The sequence below is a fragment of the Lactobacillus johnsonii ATCC 33200 genome (assembly GCF_000159355.1).
Taxonomy (GTDB): Bacteria; Bacillota; Bacilli; order Lactobacillales; family Lactobacillaceae; genus Lactobacillus; species Lactobacillus johnsonii.
Genome location: NZ_GG670120.1, coordinates 312,643 through 330,251 on the forward strand (window position 1 = coordinate 312,643; position 17,609 = coordinate 330,251).

The window sequence follows — 17,609 nt, forward strand, 5'->3', positions numbered from 1 at the left end:
CAGAAAATATTAAAGCTTCTTGTTGTACCATTCAACGATAAGAGCTTCATCAACTTCTGGTTCCATTTCGTCACGTTCTGGAAGACGTACCAAAGTACCAGTCATTTTGCTGTCATCAAATGAAACAAATGGTGGACGTGATACAACTGCATCTAAAGCGTCCTTAACTTGTTGTAAGTTCTTTGACTTATCTCTTAAGCTGATTTCTTGACCAACTTTAACTTCGTATGAAGGAATGTCAACACGCTTGCCATCTACTAAGATGTGACCGTGGTTAACAAGTTGTCTAGCTTGTTCTCTAGTTGAAGCTAAACCTAAGCGGTAAACGATGTTGTCTAAACGTCTTTCAAGTAAAGCCATGAAGTTAACACCGTGCTTACCTTCACGAATCTTACCAGCACGGATAAATAAGTTTTGGAATTGACGTTCATTTAAACCAAACATCCAACGTAACTTTTGCTTTTCCTTTAATTGTTGACCATATTCAGAAACCTTAGCACGGTTATTAGGACCATGATCACCAGGTGCGTAGTTACGACGGCTAATTTCCTTACCAGTACCTGAAAGTGAGATACCTAAGCGTCTTGAACGTTTCCAACTTGGACCAGTATATCTTGACATAAAAAATCCTCCATAAAAAATAATAATTTTTTGGAGTAAAATATGAGAAATAAGTTCAACATTCGTGCATCTCAAGTTGCATGTTTCGCCCAGTGCAGCGCGGGTTACTCGTTCACTAAACGCCTCAAGATGTTGACGTTCTTGTCACTTATTGCTGCAAATATTTTACACGAAGACTATTATAGTAAGAAATATGTTTTAAAGCAAGTAAAAGTAGAGATTTTCTAGCTGGCATTAAGATGAAGTCTGGTATAATTAATATGAAATATGGAGGGTATTATGTCATCAGGGTTATCTATTCTTATTATTGTAATATTGATTGCTATAATTGCCGTTATTGCTACAGTTGTTATTCTTAATAAGTATTTTAATCATCAGATTGCAGAATTAGATGCGCTAACTGATGAATTAAAAGATATTAGCGTTGAAGAAGATATTAAACGTTTAGAGAAAATGGAATTAGCCGGAAAAAGTTTGGAAACTTTTAAAAGATGGCAGAAAGTATATCAAAAAGTTGATACTAAGGACGTTGGAGAATTAAAGCATCTTCTTGAACAAGCGGCTGGGCTTAATGCAAAATTTAATTTAATAAAAACTCGCCAATTAATTAAAGAAGCAACAGAATTATTGCAGACTAATCAAGATAATGTAGAACACAGTAAGCAAGTATTTACTAATTTACTCGAAGCAAATCGAGATAATCAAAAGCACTATGCTGCTTTATCAAAAGACTACCAACAACTACGTAAAAAAATATTATCCCAATCTTTTAATTATGGGAATGCAATTGATCAGATTGAAGAAGATCTAGCAACCTTAGAAAGTGATTTTCAAACTGTAAAGAATTTATCTGGTGAAGGAGATCATGAAGAAGCAAAGAAAGTATTAGTTAAAATCGATACAAATCTTACTACTTTAAAGACTGATCTTCCTAAGGTAGAGAACTTTGATCAAGAGTTAAAAAATGTTTTTCCCGATCAACTTAACGAACTCAGCAATACTTATCGTCAAATGATAAAAGATAAGTACAAAATTACTGAAGTGGATGTACTAGAAGAAATCAAGAGCTTAAGTGAACTAGTTGATAGTACTAAAAAGAGTCTTACCAAATTAGAGCTTAAAAAGGTTGAAAAGAATAATAAAGAAATAAGTACACGAATTGATAGCTTATATGATATTCTTACAAAAGAATTTAAAGCTCGACCATTTGTTGATAAAAATCAAGATAAAATTGTTCAAATTCTTTCCCATGTTGGAAATGCATCTAATCAACTTGTAGCTAAGTTAGAGCATGTGGATCAAAGTTATGAATTGACACATGGAGAGCTAGCTGAAGCTAGACAACTAAAAAGTCAAGTTAGCCGAATGAATTCTGACTTTGATGTTGACTGTCAAAAGTTAGCTGATGGTAACGGTGTTTACTCTCAAATTGAGAATAAATGGCTAACTATGTTAGATAATTTGAAAGAAATTGAAAAGACTGAGAAAAAACTCTCAAATGATATAGATGGGCTATTTGATGCAGAAAAAATTGCTAATGATTCTATAATCCACTTTAAGCAAGAAATTTCTTTAGTTTATCGAAAAGTTGAACGACGTCAGCTACCCGGAAAGCCTGAAAGTTTTATTCAGATGTATACTTTAGTATTAAATGAAGTTAAGCATACAGATAATGAATTGAATCAAGTTAGAATAAATATGGAAAAAATATCTAGCGAACTGATTCAAATTCAGGAAGATATTGAACGTTTAAAGAAAGAAGCAGATGAGATTTTAAATTCTGCTGATTTAGTTGAATTGACTATGCAATATTCAAATAAATATCTTTCAAATCCTGAAATTAAACGTGCACGTAAAGAAGCTTATGATTTATATCAGAATAAATATGAGTATAAAGAAGCGTTGGACGTAATTGCGACAGCGCTAGAAAAGGTAGAGCCAGGAAGCTATCAAAGAATTGAAAAAGAATACTATAGCGAGCAAGAAGCAGACGAAGAAGAGTAAAAGATTGAAGCAATAGTATTTTTAAGTTAAGATTTTATATGATTATCAAACGACCATCTTCTATGGTCGTTTTTTAGGGGAGAAAGAAAATTGATCTATTTTGATAATAGTGCTACAACAGCTGTCTATCCTGCAGCTTTAGAGACATATGATAAAGTAACAAAGGATATCTGGGGAAATCCTTCAAGTTTGCATAAAATGGGAGATCGATCTCATCAACTTTTAGAAGCCTCTAGAAAACAAATTGCTAATTTATTGAATGTTAAGCCATATGAGATATTTTTCACATCTAGTGGAAGTGAATCTGATAATTGGGCAATCAAAGGTACTGCTTTAGCTAAAAAAGAATTTGGTAACCATATTATTACATCAAGTGTTGAACATGCAGCAGTTTCAAATTCAGTACGTGCTTTAGAAAATTTGGGATTTCGTGTAACTGTTTTACCAGTTGATAAGAATGGACAAGTAAATCCTGAAGATTTAAAAGAAGCATTAGATAAAGAAACAATTTTGGTTTCAATTATGGGCGTTAATAATGAGATTGGTACAATTCAACCTATTAAAGCTATTAGTAAAGTTTTAGAAAATTATCCTAACGTTACTTTTCATGTTGATAATGTTCAAGCTTTGGGAAAAGATGTTTGGGATGAGGTATTTACTGATCGAGTAGACCTAATGAGTCTGTCAGCTCATAAATTTCATGCACCTCGTGGCGTAGGTATTCTTTATAAAAAAGAAGGTAAAATGATTAAGCCGTTAATTGATGGCGGTGGTCAAGAAAAGGCCTTACGTTCAAGTACTGAAAATTTACCTGCAATTGCGGCAACTGCCAAAGCCATGCGTTTATATTTAGCTGATGAAAAGAAAAATGCTGAGCAAGAATTGGCAGTTAAGAATAAAATAGTTTCCTATCTAAATGGAAAACCAGGAATTCATATTTTTTCACCAATTAACGATAATTTTGTTCCAAGTATTTTATGTTTTTCATTAGAAGGTATTCGCGGGGAAACTTTAGTTCATACGCTTGAGTCTGAAGATATCTATGTTTCAACCACTAGTGCATGTTCTTCAAGAAGTGGTGTAGAGAGTGGCACTTTGAATTCTATGAAGGTAGATGATGATTTAGCTACCGGTGCAATTAGACTAAGTTTTGATCCAAGTAATACAATTGAAGAAGCTGAGCAATTTATTTCAGTTTTTGATAAAATATATAAGCACTTCGCTGAAATTAATCATTTGAAATAAGGTGAAATTATGCAATATACAGAAGTAATGGTTCGCTATGGTGAACTATCCACTAAAGGAAAAAATCGAAAAGACTTTATCGGAAGACTTGCTGGTAATGTAACTAGAGCTTTGCAAAATTTTCCAGAAATCGAAATCCATCCTAAACATGATCGTATGCATATTGTCTTGAATGGTGCACCATTTGAGACAATTGATCAACGTTTAAAACTTGTTTTTGGTATTCAAACATATTCTCCAACTATAAAAGTTGATAAGAATCTTGATGCAATTAAAAAAGCATCCCTTGAATTGATGCAGGCAACTTTTAAGGATGGTATGACATTTAAAGTTAATACTAGACGCAGTGACCATGATTTTGAATATGACACTAATCAGTTAAACATGATGATTGGTGATTACCTATTTGATAATATGGATAATTTAAAGGTTCAAATGAAAAAACCTGACTTAGTCTTAAGAATTGAAGTTCGTCAAGACGCAATCTATATTTCAAACCAACTTCTTCATGGAGCAGGTGGTATGCCGGTTGGAACTGCTGGAAAGGCCGTCATGATGCTATCAGGTGGGATTGATTCTCCAGTAGCTTCTTACTTAGCAATGAAGCGTGGAGTTGAAATTGATATGGTGCACTTCTTTAGTCCTCCATATACTACTGAAAAGGCACTTGCTAAAGCAAAAGAGTTAACTGGAATTTTAGCTAACTATTCTGGAAAGATTAACTTTATTGCTGTACCTTTTACTGAAATTCAAGAGCAAATTAAGGAAAAGTTACCAGAAGGTTACTTAATGACCATTCAACGCCGCTTTATGTTACAATTAGCAGATCGTATTCGCGCAATGCGTGGTGGGTTAGCAATCTTCAACGGTGAATCAGTTGGTCAAGTGGCATCTCAAACACTAGAATCAATGGTTGCAATTAATGATGTGACTTCAACACCGGTTCTTCGCCCAGTGGCTACAATGGATAAAACTGAAATTATTAAGCTAGCTGAGCAAATCGGAACATTCGACCTTTCTATTGAGCCATTTGAAGATTGTTGTACAATTTTTGCTCCACCACGTCCAAAGACTAAACCAAAATTGGATGAAGCTCGTAAGTTAGAAGATAGACTTGATGCTGAAGGAATGATTCAGCGAGCAATTGATGGAATGGAGATTACACCAATTTATCCAAATCAAAAGTTCTTGGATGATAAGGCTCAAGAAGACGCAGACTTGTTATAAAAAAGTGCTAGCAGAATGCTAGCGCTTTTTATTTTAGAAAGACAAAATATATGAGAATTGATAAGTATTTGGCTAACATGAATGTTGGTTCACGAAAAGAAGTTCATAATCTCATTAAAAAGAAGATTGTGACAGTTAATGGAGAAGTTGTAAAGACACCCAAGGAGCAAGTTAAAGAAGAAGACCAAGTAGCAGTTGATGGAGAAAAAGTGGCATATCAGCAATACCATTATTTTCTTCTCAATAAACCTAAAGGTGTTATTTCAGCAACAGAAGATAGAAGTCAAAAAACTGTTCTTTCCTTACTTAAACCTAAAGATCGTTATAAAGACATAGCGCCAGTAGGTAGACTGGATAAGGATACAACGGGTTTATTATTGTTAACAAATGATGGTGCTTTAGCCCATGAGTTGCTAGCTCCTAATAAACATGTTACTAAAAAATATCGGGCAAAAATTGCTGGAGTAGCTGATGAAGAGACAGTTAAAATTTTTGCTAGTGGTATGACATTAGGTGATGGTACAAAACTAAAACCAGCAAGATTAAAGATTTTAATGCAAGATAAAGAGTCCGATGAATCAGAAATTGAGATTGAAATTCAAGAGGGAAAGTATCACCAAATTAAGCGAATGTTTGGAGCAGTGGGGATGAAAGTAATAGAATTAGATCGAATTTCCATGGAAAAATTAGTGTTACCTACTAGCTTAAAACGAGGCGAATATAAAGAAATTCGTTTGAAAGAGATTAAATAAGAACTATAAGATTAGGTAAAGTGATAAATCTTTATTGCTCGCTCAACTAAAACATGATAAACTTATAATTAACATATAGGGAGTAACCGGCATAAGGGTGTACTTACGGCGTCAAAACGAAATTAATTTTTCCGCTGTAAGTTTAAATGGTGAGACTATTGGCTAAACGTTTTTTGTTCAGACAATGGTCTCTTTTTTTATGCCAAAGTCTGGTTTTCCTAGTAGATGGAGGGTTTAAGTGAAAGCATATTATCGTGAGAGTAAAGAAGAAGTTCTAAAAGAGCTTGGAGCTAATGAACAGCAAGGTTTAACTAATAAAGCTGCTCAAGAAAAGTTAGCTCAAGTAGGACCGAATGCTCTAGTAGAAGGTAAGAAAAAAAGTGTTGTAGAAGTCTTTTTAGAACAATTTAAAGACCTAATGGTCATTATTTTGATTGTTGCAGCTGTGATTTCTGCATTTACTGGTAACTTAGAAAGTACAGCAGTTATTATTGTTGTTTTGATTCTAAATGCTATTTTAGGAACAGTGCAACATGTTAAGGCGGAAAAGTCGCTAGAAGCCTTGAAGTCCCTATCTGCACCTGCCGCTAAGGTTTTAAGAGATGGTAAGAAACAAGAAATTGCCGCAAAAGATGTTGTTCCTGGCGATATACTTTTACTTGAAGCAGGGGATTTAGTTACTGCGGATGGTAGAATTTTAGATAATTTTTCATTGCAGGTAAATGAAAGTTCCTTAACCGGTGAGTCAACTAATATTGATAAGTTAGATACGACTTTTGAAAAAGAAGTTCCTTTGGCTGATCGAGTAAACATGGTATATTCTAGTTCTCTTGTAACTTATGGACGTGCAAATGTTTTAGTTACAGCAACTGGTATGGATACTGAAATTGGTAAAATTGCTACCTTAATGAATGAAACTAAGGAGCGCAGAACGCCATTACAAGTTTCACTTGATCAATTTTCATCTCGTCTTGCAACTGCAATTTTGATTTTCTGTGCCTTGATCTTAGGATTGCAAATGTGGCGTGGTCAACCTTTACTAGATGCATTACTATTTGCAGTAGCATTAGCCGTAGCAGCTATTCCTGAAGCTTTAAGCTCAATTGTAACTATTGTGCAGGCTATGGGAACTCAAAAAATGGCTAAAGAACATGCAATTATCAAAAATTTAGACGCGGTTGAATCATTGGGGTCAGTTTCAGTAATTTGTTCTGATAAAACTGGAACTTTAACGCAAAATAAGATGACTGTTGAAGACATTTATATTGGCGGTAAAGTTCTTAAGCCTGAAGAGTTGAACTTAAGTAATCAGTTGCATCGTTATTTACTATATGATGTTGTTTTAAACAATGATGCAAGTCTATCTGATGGTAAAAAAATTGGTGATCCAACAGAATTAGCCTTATTAGAAATGTATCGTAAAGTTCCAGGAATTGATCTTGGTGACGGAAAATTAGGCTTATCTGAAAGTGAGTTAAGAAAACATTTAGATCGTTTAGAGGAAGTGCCTTTTGACTCTGATAGAAAATTAATGAGTACTAAGCATTTAATTCACACTGTTCCTACAATTTTTGTAAAAGGAGCAATCGATGTTTTACTTAAACGTTGTGTGAATATTCGTTTTGGGGATGATGTCCGCCCAATGACTGAACAAGATCGAAAAGATATTTTGGCTCAAAATAATCACTTTTCAGAAAATGGACTAAGAGTGTTGGCATTTGCCTATAAGGAAAGTGATGAAGAGTTATCTACTGATAGCGAAAAAGACTTAACTTTCATTGGTTTGGTTTCAGAAATGGATCCACCTAGAAAAGAAAGTGTTGCAGCTGTTGCACGTGCTAAAGAAGCCGGGATTAGAACTGTGATGATCACTGGTGACCACAAAGTAACTGCAGTAGCAATTGCGAAAAAGATTGGTATTTTCACTGATGGGGATCTTGCATTAACAGGGTTAGAGTTAGATGCATTAAGTGATGAAGAATTAGACCAACAAATTGAAAAAGTAGCAGTTTATGCCCGAGTTTCACCAGAAAACAAAATTAGAATTGTTAATGCCTGGCAAAGAAAAAATCATATCGTATCAATGACAGGTGACGGAGTTAACGATGCACCTGCATTAAAGAAGGCAGACGTTGGTGTTGCAATGGGTATTACTGGTACTGAAGTATCAAAAGATGCTGCAAGTATGATTTTGACTGATGATAACTTTGCGACAATTATTAAAGCTGTTGCAAATGGTAGAACAGTTTATGAAAATATCCGTAATGCGATTGGATATTTATTATCTGGTAACTTATCAGCTATCATTACTGTTTTATTTGCTTCAATCGCTGCGTTACCAGTTCCATTTGTTGCAGTTCAACTTTTATTCATTAACTTAGTTACTGACTCTCTTCCAGCTTTAGCTATTGGGATGGAACCAGGAAATCCTGATATTTTAAAACGTAAACCACGTGATCCTAAAGCTAGTTTGTTAGATAAAAAATTCGTTACACAAATTAGTATTCAAGGTTTCTTAATTTCATTAAGTGTTATTGCTGCTTTCTTACTTGGTTTAAGGGATACACCAGCAATTGCATGTACTATGGCATTTTCAACTTTAACATTTGCGCGTTTACTTCATGGGTTCAACTGCCGTTCACAGCACAGCATTTTTAAGATTGGATTTAAAAATAATTGGTACAGTTTAGCAGCTTTTGCATTAGGAACTGTACTTTTAGCCTTAATTCTTTTTGTACCAGCATTACATGGATTATTTGCAGTTCAACCATTAACTGCTCAAGAAGTATGGTTAATTGTGATTTTGGCAATTATTCCAACTATCTTAATTCAATTAGTGAAAGTGATTAGAGAAAATAGAGATTAATTCTTAGCTTTCTTCTTATTTTCTTTCATGCTATAATCATAAACAAAGCAAGAATCAAGAGGAGTAATTTCGCATTACAGAGAAAAGTCAATATGCTGAGAGACTTAAAGAATATTACTAGTAGCTTGATTAGCTGATTAATTGAATTTTTTAGTAGGTTAATCCGGACACTTCAGCGCCGTTATCGCTTATAAGAGAGGTATAGGTTCTATACCTAATCGTAGGTGGTACCGCGGAAAAATTTCGTCCTAGACAAATATTTGTCTAGGACTTTTTTATTGGAGGAATTTAAATGGCAGATTTAGCACCTAAATATAATCCTAATGAAGTTGAAAAGGGAAGATATCAGGAATGGCTTGATGAAGATCTTTTTAAGCCATCTGGCGATAAAAAAGCTCATCCTTATTCAATCGTTATCCCACCACCAAATGTAACTGGTAAGTTGCACTTGGGACATGCATGGGATACAGCAATTCAAGATACATTAATTCGTTTTAAGCGTATGCAAGGTTATGATACTTTATACCTTCCTGGTATGGATCATGCTGGTATTGCAACTCAAGCTAAAGTTGAAGCCAAACTTCGTACACAAGGAAAAGATCGTCACGAAATGGGACGTGAAGCTTTTGTTAAGCAAGTTTGGGACTGGAAAGATGAATATGCATCAATTATCAAGAGCCAATGGGCAAAGATGGGTCTTTCACTAGATTATTCTCGTGAAAGATTTACCCTTGATAAAGGTCTTTCAAAAGCTGTCAGAAAAGTTTTCGTTCAACTTTATAATGAAGGACTCATTTACCGTGGTGAATACATCATTAACTGGGATCCAAAATTGGAAACAGCTCTTAGTGATATCGAAGTTATTCACAAAGATGATAAGGGCGCATTTTACCACATTAAGTATCCATTTGCAGATGGTTCTGGATTTGTTGAAATTGCAACTACTCGTCCTGAAACTATGTTTGGTGATACTGCGGTAGCTGTTGCACCAGGTGATGAACGCTACAAAGATATTGTTGGTAAGGAATTAGTATTGCCACTTGTTGGACGACACATTCCAATTATTGAAGATCAACACGTTGACCCAGAATTTGGTACAGGGCTTGTTAAGATCACTCCAGCGCATGATCCTAACGACTTCCAAGTAGGTAATCGTCATAACTTGGAAAGAATCAATGTTATGAACGATAATGGAACGATGAACGAAGAAGCTGGCAAGTATGCTGGTATGGATCGATTTGAAGCACGGGATGCTTTAGTTAAGGATCTTGAAAAAGAAGGTTTCTTAATCAAGGTTGAACCAATTGTTCACTCTGTTGGTCACTCGGAGCGTTCAGGTGTTCAAGTAGAGCCAAGACTTTCTAAACAATGGTTCGTTAAGATGAAGCCATTAGCTGAAAAAGTTTTGGAAAACCAAAAGACTGATGACAAGGTAAACTTTGTTCCGGAAAGATTTGAACATACTCTTGAACAATGGATGAGCGATGTTCATGACTGGGTAATTTCTCGTCAATTATGGTGGGGACACAGAATTCCAGCTTGGTACAACAAGAAGACTGGTGAAACTTATGTAGGTCTTGAAGCTCCTAAAGATAGTGAAAACTGGGAGCAAGATCCAGATGTACTTGATACTTGGTTTTCAAGTGCATTATGGCCATTTTCTACTTTAGGTTGGCCTGATGAAGATTCAGAAGACTTTAAGCGTTACTTCCCAACTAATACTTTGGTTACTGGTTACGACATTATCTTCTTCTGGGTATCAAGAATGATCTTCCAAAGTTTACATTTTACTGGCAAGCGTCCATTTGATGATGTTGTTTTGCATGGTTTAATTCGTGATCCACAAGGACGTAAGATGAGTAAGTCTTTGGGTAACGGTGTTGACCCAATGGATGTTGTTGATGAATATGGTGCTGACGCTCTTCGTTGGTTCTTACTTAACGGTACAGCTCCTGGTCAAGATACTCGTTATGATCCAAAGAAGATGGGTGCAGCTTGGAACTTTATCAACAAGATTTGGAATGCAAGTCGTTTCGTAATTATGAACTTGCCAGAAGATGCTAAGCCTGCTCATATGCCAGATACTTCTAAGTTTGATTTGGCAGATAGCTGGATTTTTGATCGTTTGAATCACACTGTTAGTGAAGTAACTAGATTATTTGATGAATATCAATTTGGTGAAGCTGGTCGTGAACTTTACAACTTTATTTGGAATGACTTCTGTGATTGGTACATTGAAATTTCTAAGGTTGCATTAAACGGTGATGATGAAGAATTAAAGGCTAGAAAACAAGAAAACTTAATCTGGATTCTTGATCAAATTTTACGTTTACTTCACCCAATTATGCCATTTGTAACTGAAAAGTTATGGCTTTCAATGCCTCACGATGGTAAGAGTATTATGGTAGCTAAATATCCAGAAACTCATAAGGAATTTGAAAACAAAGCAGCTGACAGTCAAATGGCCTTCTTAATTGAAGTAATTAAGGCTGTTAGAAATATCCGTATGGAAGTTAATGCACCTATGTCATCCCCAATTGATATCATGATTCAAATTGATGATGATAAGAATAAGGCTGTTTTGGATAATAACGCTGAATATGTAGAAAACTTCCTTCATCCAAAAGCTTTATCTGTTGCAGCTGATATTGAAGCACCAAAACTTGCTAAAACTGTCGTAATTCCAGGAGCTCAAATCTTTGTTCCATTAACTGAATTAGTTAATGTAGATGAAGAGCTCGCTAAGATGGAAAAGGAAGAAAAACGTCTTGAAGCTGAAGTTGAAAGAGCTGAAAAGAAACTTTCAAATCAAGGATTTGTAGCCCATGCTCCTGAAGCAGTTATAAATAAAGAAAAAGAAAAAAAGGCTGACTACGAAAGTCAACTTGCTGGTGTTCGTGAAAGAATGAAAGAATTAAAGGAAAGTAAATAGAAGTGAAATTTACTAATGTTGACCAGGTAATTAAGAGAATATATTCTTTACCCAAACTTCATCCTAAAAATGATCTGAGTTATATCCGAAGGATTTTGAAACAGCTCAATAATCCTCAAGATAATGTTAAGACAATTCATGTTACCGGAACAAATGGTAAAGGGTCGACATCCTATTATTTGAGTAATCTATTGCAAAAGGCCGGTCAAAAGACTGGCCTTTTTGTGTCTCCTTATATATATGAATTTAATGAACGAATTCAATTAAATGGTAAAAATATAAGCAATAATGATCTCATTAAAATAGCTAATGAAATTGAGACGGTAATAGAGATACTAAAAAAAGACGATCCTAATTTTTCTTTAGTAACATTTGAATATGAAGTAGCTTTGGCCTTTCAATTTTTTGTTCAAGAAAACTGTGACTATGCAGTTATTGAAGTAGGAATTGGAGGAGAGCATGACAAGACAAATGTAATTATTCCTGAAGTAAGTGTTATTACAACAATTGGATTAGATCATGAAAAAATAATAGGGCCAACTTTAAAAGATATTGCTGAAGAAAAAAGTGGTGTAATAAAATCTAATAAACCCGTGGTCTTAGGAAATGTTCCCCAAAATGTATTAGAGATTTTACTTAATAAGGCGCAAAGTGAAAACTCAAAATCATTTTTATTAGGAAGAGATTTTCAAATAAAAATAATGCCCGATGTGATTGAATATCAAGATTCAAAGAATCTCTATAATTTTGCATTACGGCCTTTGGTAGAAGCTTATGATATTGGGGTAGCAGTTCAAGCAATTCAATTGTTGCAACTTGATTTAGATAGAAAAAAGATTGAAGAAGCAATTAATGAAACCCATATTCCTGGTAGATATGATGTGATTCAAACTAGTCCTGAAATCATTGTCGACGGGGCACATAATTTACAAGCGATGGAGAATCTTTTAAACTTAGTTCGAAAGAAGAAAAAAGGACAAATCTACGTGTTACTTGGAATGATGAAAGATAAAGACCTGGGTCCAGTCACAAAATTATTTAAGGATGAAAAAGTCACTTTAACACGAATTGATTATCCTAGAGCTGCTAGATTAGAAGACTTTCCAAAAGAGGCACAAAAAGAATTTGAATATAAAGAAAATTTTGAAGAAGCTTATACAAGCTTGAAGAATAAGTTGCAGGCAGATGATATGCTATTAGTGACAGGATCTTTTTATTTAGTTGGTGCAGTTTTAAATTACTGCAAAAGAGGTAAAGATGAAAGTTGAAGATATTGCTGATCCTATTGAAGGTATAATTTTTGATATGGATGGATTATTAGTTAATTCCGAAAAGTTGTATTGGGATGCTAATATCGTGGCTGCTAAAGAAGCAAACTTAGATATTCCTGATGATAGTTATCTGAAACTAGTTGGTTCTTCAGTTAAGGAAATGGAAGATTTTTATCATAAACATTTCAAAACTGAAGCCGATCGAGATAAATTTATTAAAAGAACTGATGATTTAGTCTGGAAATGGACTGATGAAGGTAAACTTAAACTTCAACCAGGAGTACGAGAAGCATTAGTGGTATTTAAAGAGAAAAATATCAAATTATCAATTGCATCGAGTAATTATGAGAATGTAATTGTCCATAATTTAGATGTTTTAAAAATAAAAGATTACTTTGATTTTTATCTAAGTTATAAAGATGTTGAATCTGGAAATATTCAAGCTAAGCCAGCACCAGATATTTATCTATTGGCTGCTAAAAAAATGCAATTACCTAAAGAGAATCTACTAGTATTTGAAGATTCAAGCACAGGTGTTGCAGCAGCAAGTGCTGCGGGTTTAAAATGCGTAATGGTTCCAGATTTAAAGCAACCAACAAATTTAGATAAAGATAAGGCGACATTAATTTGCAAAGATTTTTATGCTTTTCTTGAAAAAATTAAATAGTTTTTTCGTAATAAATATCAAAGGAGTAATTGATATTTATGAAAAAAGAAGAATTATTGCAGACTGATGTTGATTTAATAAAGAAATTAGCTGAATTGTTAGAGAAAAAAGATATTCTTACATTTAATAGTTTATTTAGAAAACTAGATGAGGTAGGAATCAGTAGCTTTAAGGAACTATGGCAATTTGCTGCTAGTCCAAGTTGCAATGATGAGGTAGCAATTTTACTTCAATTGTTATTGGAGCGCGTAAAGAGCGTCAATAATAAGAAAATTGAGAGCTTTTACTCGAGTTCACAAGTAGGATGCTATATCGCGGATAAATTATGTGGCCGTCCGCAAGAAGAGCTATATGGAATTTATTTGGATTCAAAAAATAAGATAATTGCTGAAAAATTAATTTTTCAGGGAACGGTAAATAGAGCAGTTGCTCATCCCCGAGATATCTTTCGATGGGCTGTCATTTATAATAGTACTGCCTTTTTTGTAGCACATAATCATCCTAGTGGGGATGAACAGCCATCGCAACATGATTTACGCTTTACAAAAAAGTTAGTAGAAGCAAGTAAATATATGGGAATTGATTTTTTAGATCATTTTATTGTGACAGATAATACCTATTTAAGCTTTCGAGAGACTGAACTTCTTTAAGTCTTCCTTAAGTATTAGGCAAATTTCCTTAAAGCAAATTTTTACATCAGTGTTTCTATGCTATAATATCTAAGACTAAATAAAGATACGATTTAGGCTAAAATAATTAAAGAGATAAATTTAAGGAGAGATTTTGCGTGTTTGGATTAGGATCTAAAAATATTGGGATTGATTTGGGAACTGCCAACACACTCGTTTATATTGAAGGTAAAGGTATTGTTTTACGTGAACCTTCTGTTGTTGCTAAGAATACTCAAACGGGTGAAGTTATTGCAGTTGGTTCCGAAGCCAAAGAAATGATTGGTAGAACTCCTGGATCAATTGTTGCTATTCGACCAATGAAAGATGGAGTAATCGCAGATTACGATACAACTGCTGCTATGCTTAAGTATTTCATGGAAAAAACAGTTGGTAATTCAAAGCCAGCTGCAATGATTTGTGTACCATCAGGTGTAACTGAAGTTGAAAAGAGAGCTGTTATTGATGCAGCTAGAGTTGCTGGTGCACGTGAAGCATACGTAATTGAAGAACCATTTGCTGCAGCTATTGGTGCTGGTCTTCCTGTTATGGATCCAACAGGTTCAATGGTTGTTGATATTGGTGGGGGAACTACTGATGTGGCAACTATCTCATTAGGTGGTATTGTTTCATCTCGTTCTACCAGAATGGCAGGAGATAAGTTTAATAGTTCAATTGCAACTTATATTCATCAAAATTACAACTTATTAATTGGTGAAAGAACTGCTGAAACTATTAAGATTCAAATTGCTTCTGCTTCAGTTGAAAAGGCAAAAGAAATTGAATCAATGAATATTCGTGGACGTGATTTAGTCACAGGATTACCAAAGTCAATTGATATTAATGCAGAAGATGTTGCAAAAGCTATTCAAGAAGTAGTTCAAAATATAATTGTAGCAATTAAAGAAACTTTGGAAGAAACATCTCCAGAAATTGCTGCTGATGTTATTGACCATGGTATCGTATTAACCGGTGGTGGAGCTCTTTTGAAGAACTTACCGGAAGTTATTTCAGATGCTACTAAAGTTCCAGTCTTTATTGCTCAAGATCCACTTGATTGTGTTGCAATTGGTACCGGTGAATCTCTCAAAAATATTGAAGTTATGCGTAAGAAACGTTAATTTAGAGACCGGCGTAAAAGCCGGTCTTTTTCTATTAACTTTTAAATTAGGAAGATAGTAGTAGATGAAAAAATTTCTCAAAAACAAAAAGTTATTGACAATTTTTGTCCTAGTTATTTTAGTTTTAAGTATGTTATCTATTTCTGTTCGCTTACGTAATAGAAGACAATCACCTTTTTTAGTTCAAAAAATTGGTAATGATACGGTTTCCATAGTAACCCGAGTAGTTAATTGGCCAATTAACTTAATTTCTAATGGGGCGGCTAATGTAGAAGATCTGTTTAATACTCAAGCTGAAAACGATCATTTAAAAAAGCAAGTTGATAATCTTGCTCAAACTAAGGCTCGAAATAGTTCACTTGAAGCTGAGAATACTCAGTTAAAGCAAGCTTTAAAATTAAAGAAGACTTTGACGGACTATACAATTATTAATGGTTCGGTAATTTCTCGTGCTGCAGATACTTGGTCAGATTTATTAATTATTGATCAAGGTTCAAGAGCAGGTGTTAAGAAGAATATGCCTGTTATGGCAGGTAAAGGTGTAATTGGACGGGTTGTTGAGGTAAATAGTACTACTTCAAAGGTCGAACTGATTACTACAACTGATAAATCAACAAATAAATTTGCTGTAGAAGCTGATGCAGCTAATGGCAAAAAAGTTCATGGAGTAATTTCTGTTGTTGGAAATAATCAAATAGCATTTACCCAAGTAGTTGACGGTCAAAAGTTGAAGAAAGGAACCCGAGTTTATACTAGTGGAATGGGTGGTCTATCTCCAAAAGGTCTCTTAATAGGAACAGTTAAGAAGACAACCCGGGATACTTTTGGCTTATCAGATGTTGTCGAAATTCAACCAGCAGGTAACCTTAACGATCCATCAGTTGTATCTGTAATTAAAAGAAAGGTTGAAGGGTAATGGCAGAATTACGTCGATGGTATGTTGCCATTGCTTTGTTTGTGGCATTAATTCTAGATGGGGTATTAGCTTATAATTTACAAACTTTTATCTTTCATCGAGGTTTTTCTGGAAGTTGTTGGTTAACAATTATTGGAATTACCTTAATTTCTCTATGCGATGATAAAAATGATGCTGATATTTGGCTCTGCTTAGGATTAGGCCTTATTGCGGATCTATACTATTTAGGAATTATTGGAATTTATACTGTAGCTTTTCCTTTAATCTGTTTTATTATTCAGCAAAGTGCTCGCTTTCTTCCAGAAGTATTCTGGTTTAGATTATTAATCTGTTTAGTTACTTATTTATGCGTAAGTGCTTATGTGTTTTTGATGTTTAATATGGTAGGCATAATCCAATTGTCTTTTGCTAGTTTTTCACGTAGTATTTTGCCTAATTTACTATGGTGCTTAATTCTTGTTTTATGTACTTATTGGTTCTGGGTAAAACTAGCTGAAGAGTATCCATTTTTGAAAAAAGAATACTATTTCTAAACAAAAAAGAGTCGCTATTAAGCGGCTCTTTTTAATATGCAAAAGATTTTAAAATTGAAAGACACCAGTTCCAATTAAAGCAGTAGCTACTACCCCAAGAAGGGTGATAACTGCCATAAACCAGGCCATAATAATAGTTAACTTTTGAAATCCAGATTTTTTCTTACGTTTTCTCATATGTCCCTCCTAAATTAATAATTCTAGTGTACCATGTTTTAATTGTAATTTTATATTTAATTGAAATAGTTTAAAATAAACTTATTGGAGGGTTTTCATGAATTTTTTGCTTATCTTTTTAATTCCTTTATGTGGAATTGTCGTTGCTGCTTTTTTAGTAAAATTATTTCCTAAGGCTCAATTTAGTGGTTATGACATTTTTCCTTTTTTCTTTATTGTTGCTTGTCAGTTATTAACTCAAGAAACAAAGCAGCCATCTTTTTTACCGTATGGATTTTTACTTTACTTTATTTTAGTTGTAATTATTTCAATTTATACTGCAATTAAAAACAAAAACATTTCAGTGGGTAAGACATTTGGAATGTTATGGCACTATTTAGCAGCATCATCTATTGTTTGGTACGTTGGTCTCTTAATTTTGCTTTTACTATAAAAATTCTCCCCACTTTTTTAATAAACCTTAAAATGTCCTCAATCATGATGATGAGGACATTTTTTGTTGAATAAAATTATAACTATCATAAAATAACGTAATATATAAATAAAAAGTGTAAAACTTGTGGTAGAAAGTGGGGAAGTGTGGTAAATTATTCAGTGGAAAGGGGGCTA

General features: G+C 34.1%; 15 protein-coding genes and 1 other annotated feature. Of the genes, 13 read left to right on the forward strand and 2 right to left on the reverse strand.

Going from position 1 to position 17,609, the window contains the following annotated elements:
* Positions 1–9: 9 nt before the first annotated feature.
* On the reverse strand, positions 10–621 hold the full coding sequence (gene rpsD / locus HMPREF0528_RS01585) for a 30S ribosomal protein S4 (RefSeq protein WP_003647084.1): 612 nt from the start codon (positions 619–621) through the stop codon (positions 10–12).
* A gap of 279 nt (positions 622–900) precedes the next feature.
* Here rpsD and ezrA point away from each other — a divergent pair, with 279 nt between their 5' ends.
* The 12 genes from ezrA to mreD all read left to right on the forward strand — a co-directional run bounded on the left by ezrA (position 901) and on the right by mreD (position 16,823).
* The gene (ezrA, locus tag HMPREF0528_RS01590; RefSeq protein WP_034525054.1) at positions 901–2,625 is read left to right on the forward strand and encodes a septation ring formation regulator EzrA; all 1,725 of its coding nucleotides are present in this window, start codon (positions 901–903) and stop codon (positions 2,623–2,625) included.
* 90 nt (positions 2,626–2,715) lie between these two features.
* Positions 2,716–3,870 carry a cysteine desulfurase family protein gene (locus HMPREF0528_RS01595; RefSeq protein WP_004894202.1) on the forward strand — a complete coding sequence of 385 codons (1,155 nt, stop codon included), beginning with the start codon at positions 2,716–2,718 and terminating at the stop codon, positions 3,868–3,870.
* Between the two features lie 9 nt (positions 3,871–3,879).
* The gene (thiI, locus tag HMPREF0528_RS01600; RefSeq protein ID WP_004894203.1) at positions 3,880–5,097 is read left to right on the forward strand and encodes a tRNA uracil 4-sulfurtransferase ThiI; all 1,218 of its coding nucleotides are present in this window, start codon (positions 3,880–3,882) and stop codon (positions 5,095–5,097) included.
* A gap of 50 nt (positions 5,098–5,147) precedes the next feature.
* Positions 5,148–5,849: a pseudouridine synthase gene (locus HMPREF0528_RS01605; protein WP_004894205.1), complete on the forward strand. Its 702-nt coding sequence runs from the start codon at positions 5,148–5,150 to the stop codon at positions 5,847–5,849.
* A gap of 238 nt (positions 5,850–6,087) precedes the next feature.
* Positions 6,088–8,715 (forward strand): cation-translocating P-type ATPase, encoded by a 2,628-nt coding sequence (locus tag HMPREF0528_RS01610; protein WP_004894210.1) that lies wholly within the window; start codon positions 6,088–6,090, stop codon positions 8,713–8,715.
* Between the two features lie 41 nt (positions 8,716–8,756).
* Positions 8,757–8,969, forward strand: a binding site (T-box leader).
* Positions 8,970–9,007: 38 nt separating this feature from the next.
* Positions 9,008–11,647: a valine--tRNA ligase gene (locus HMPREF0528_RS01615; protein ID WP_004894212.1), complete on the forward strand. Its 2,640-nt coding sequence runs from the start codon at positions 9,008–9,010 to the stop codon at positions 11,645–11,647.
* Positions 11,648–11,649: 2 nt separating this feature from the next.
* On the forward strand, positions 11,650–12,915 hold the full coding sequence (locus tag HMPREF0528_RS01620; protein ID WP_004894214.1) for a bifunctional folylpolyglutamate synthase/dihydrofolate synthase: 1,266 nt from the start codon (positions 11,650–11,652) through the stop codon (positions 12,913–12,915).
* A complete protein-coding gene (locus HMPREF0528_RS01625; protein ID WP_004894216.1) occupies positions 12,905–13,585 on the forward strand; it encodes an HAD family hydrolase in 681 nt (226 codons plus the stop codon). The genes HMPREF0528_RS01620 and HMPREF0528_RS01625 overlap by 11 nt, the downstream gene beginning before the upstream one ends.
* A gap of 38 nt (positions 13,586–13,623) precedes the next feature.
* On the forward strand, positions 13,624–14,235 hold the full coding sequence (locus HMPREF0528_RS01630) for a JAB domain-containing protein (protein ID WP_004894217.1): 612 nt from the start codon (positions 13,624–13,626) through the stop codon (positions 14,233–14,235).
* 137 nt (positions 14,236–14,372) lie between these two features.
* On the forward strand, positions 14,373–15,374 hold the full coding sequence (locus HMPREF0528_RS01635; RefSeq protein WP_004894219.1) for a rod shape-determining protein: 1,002 nt from the start codon (positions 14,373–14,375) through the stop codon (positions 15,372–15,374).
* A 64-nt stretch (positions 15,375–15,438) separates the two neighbouring features.
* Positions 15,439–16,290 carry a rod shape-determining protein MreC gene (mreC, locus tag HMPREF0528_RS01640; RefSeq protein ID WP_004894221.1) on the forward strand — a complete coding sequence of 284 codons (852 nt, stop codon included), beginning with the start codon at positions 15,439–15,441 and terminating at the stop codon, positions 16,288–16,290.
* Positions 16,290–16,823, forward strand: a complete 534-nt coding sequence (gene mreD / locus HMPREF0528_RS01645) for a rod shape-determining protein MreD (protein ID WP_004894222.1) — start codon at positions 16,290–16,292, stop codon at positions 16,821–16,823. Before mreC ends, mreD begins: the two co-directional genes overlap by 1 nt.
* 48 nt (positions 16,824–16,871) lie before the next feature.
* Here the strand turns inward: mreD and HMPREF0528_RS08945 are convergent, their stop codons facing one another.
* The gene (locus HMPREF0528_RS08945) at positions 16,872–17,000 is read right to left on the reverse strand and encodes a DUF4044 domain-containing protein (RefSeq protein ID WP_004894226.1); all 129 of its coding nucleotides are present in this window, start codon (positions 16,998–17,000) and stop codon (positions 16,872–16,874) included.
* 97 nt (positions 17,001–17,097) lie between these two features.
* Here HMPREF0528_RS08945 and HMPREF0528_RS01650 point away from each other — a divergent pair, with 97 nt between their 5' ends.
* Complete coding sequence (locus HMPREF0528_RS01650) at positions 17,098–17,433, forward strand: DUF3397 domain-containing protein (RefSeq protein ID WP_004894227.1); 336 nt, start codon at positions 17,098–17,100, stop codon at positions 17,431–17,433.
* The last annotated feature ends 176 nt before the right edge of the window (positions 17,434–17,609 follow it).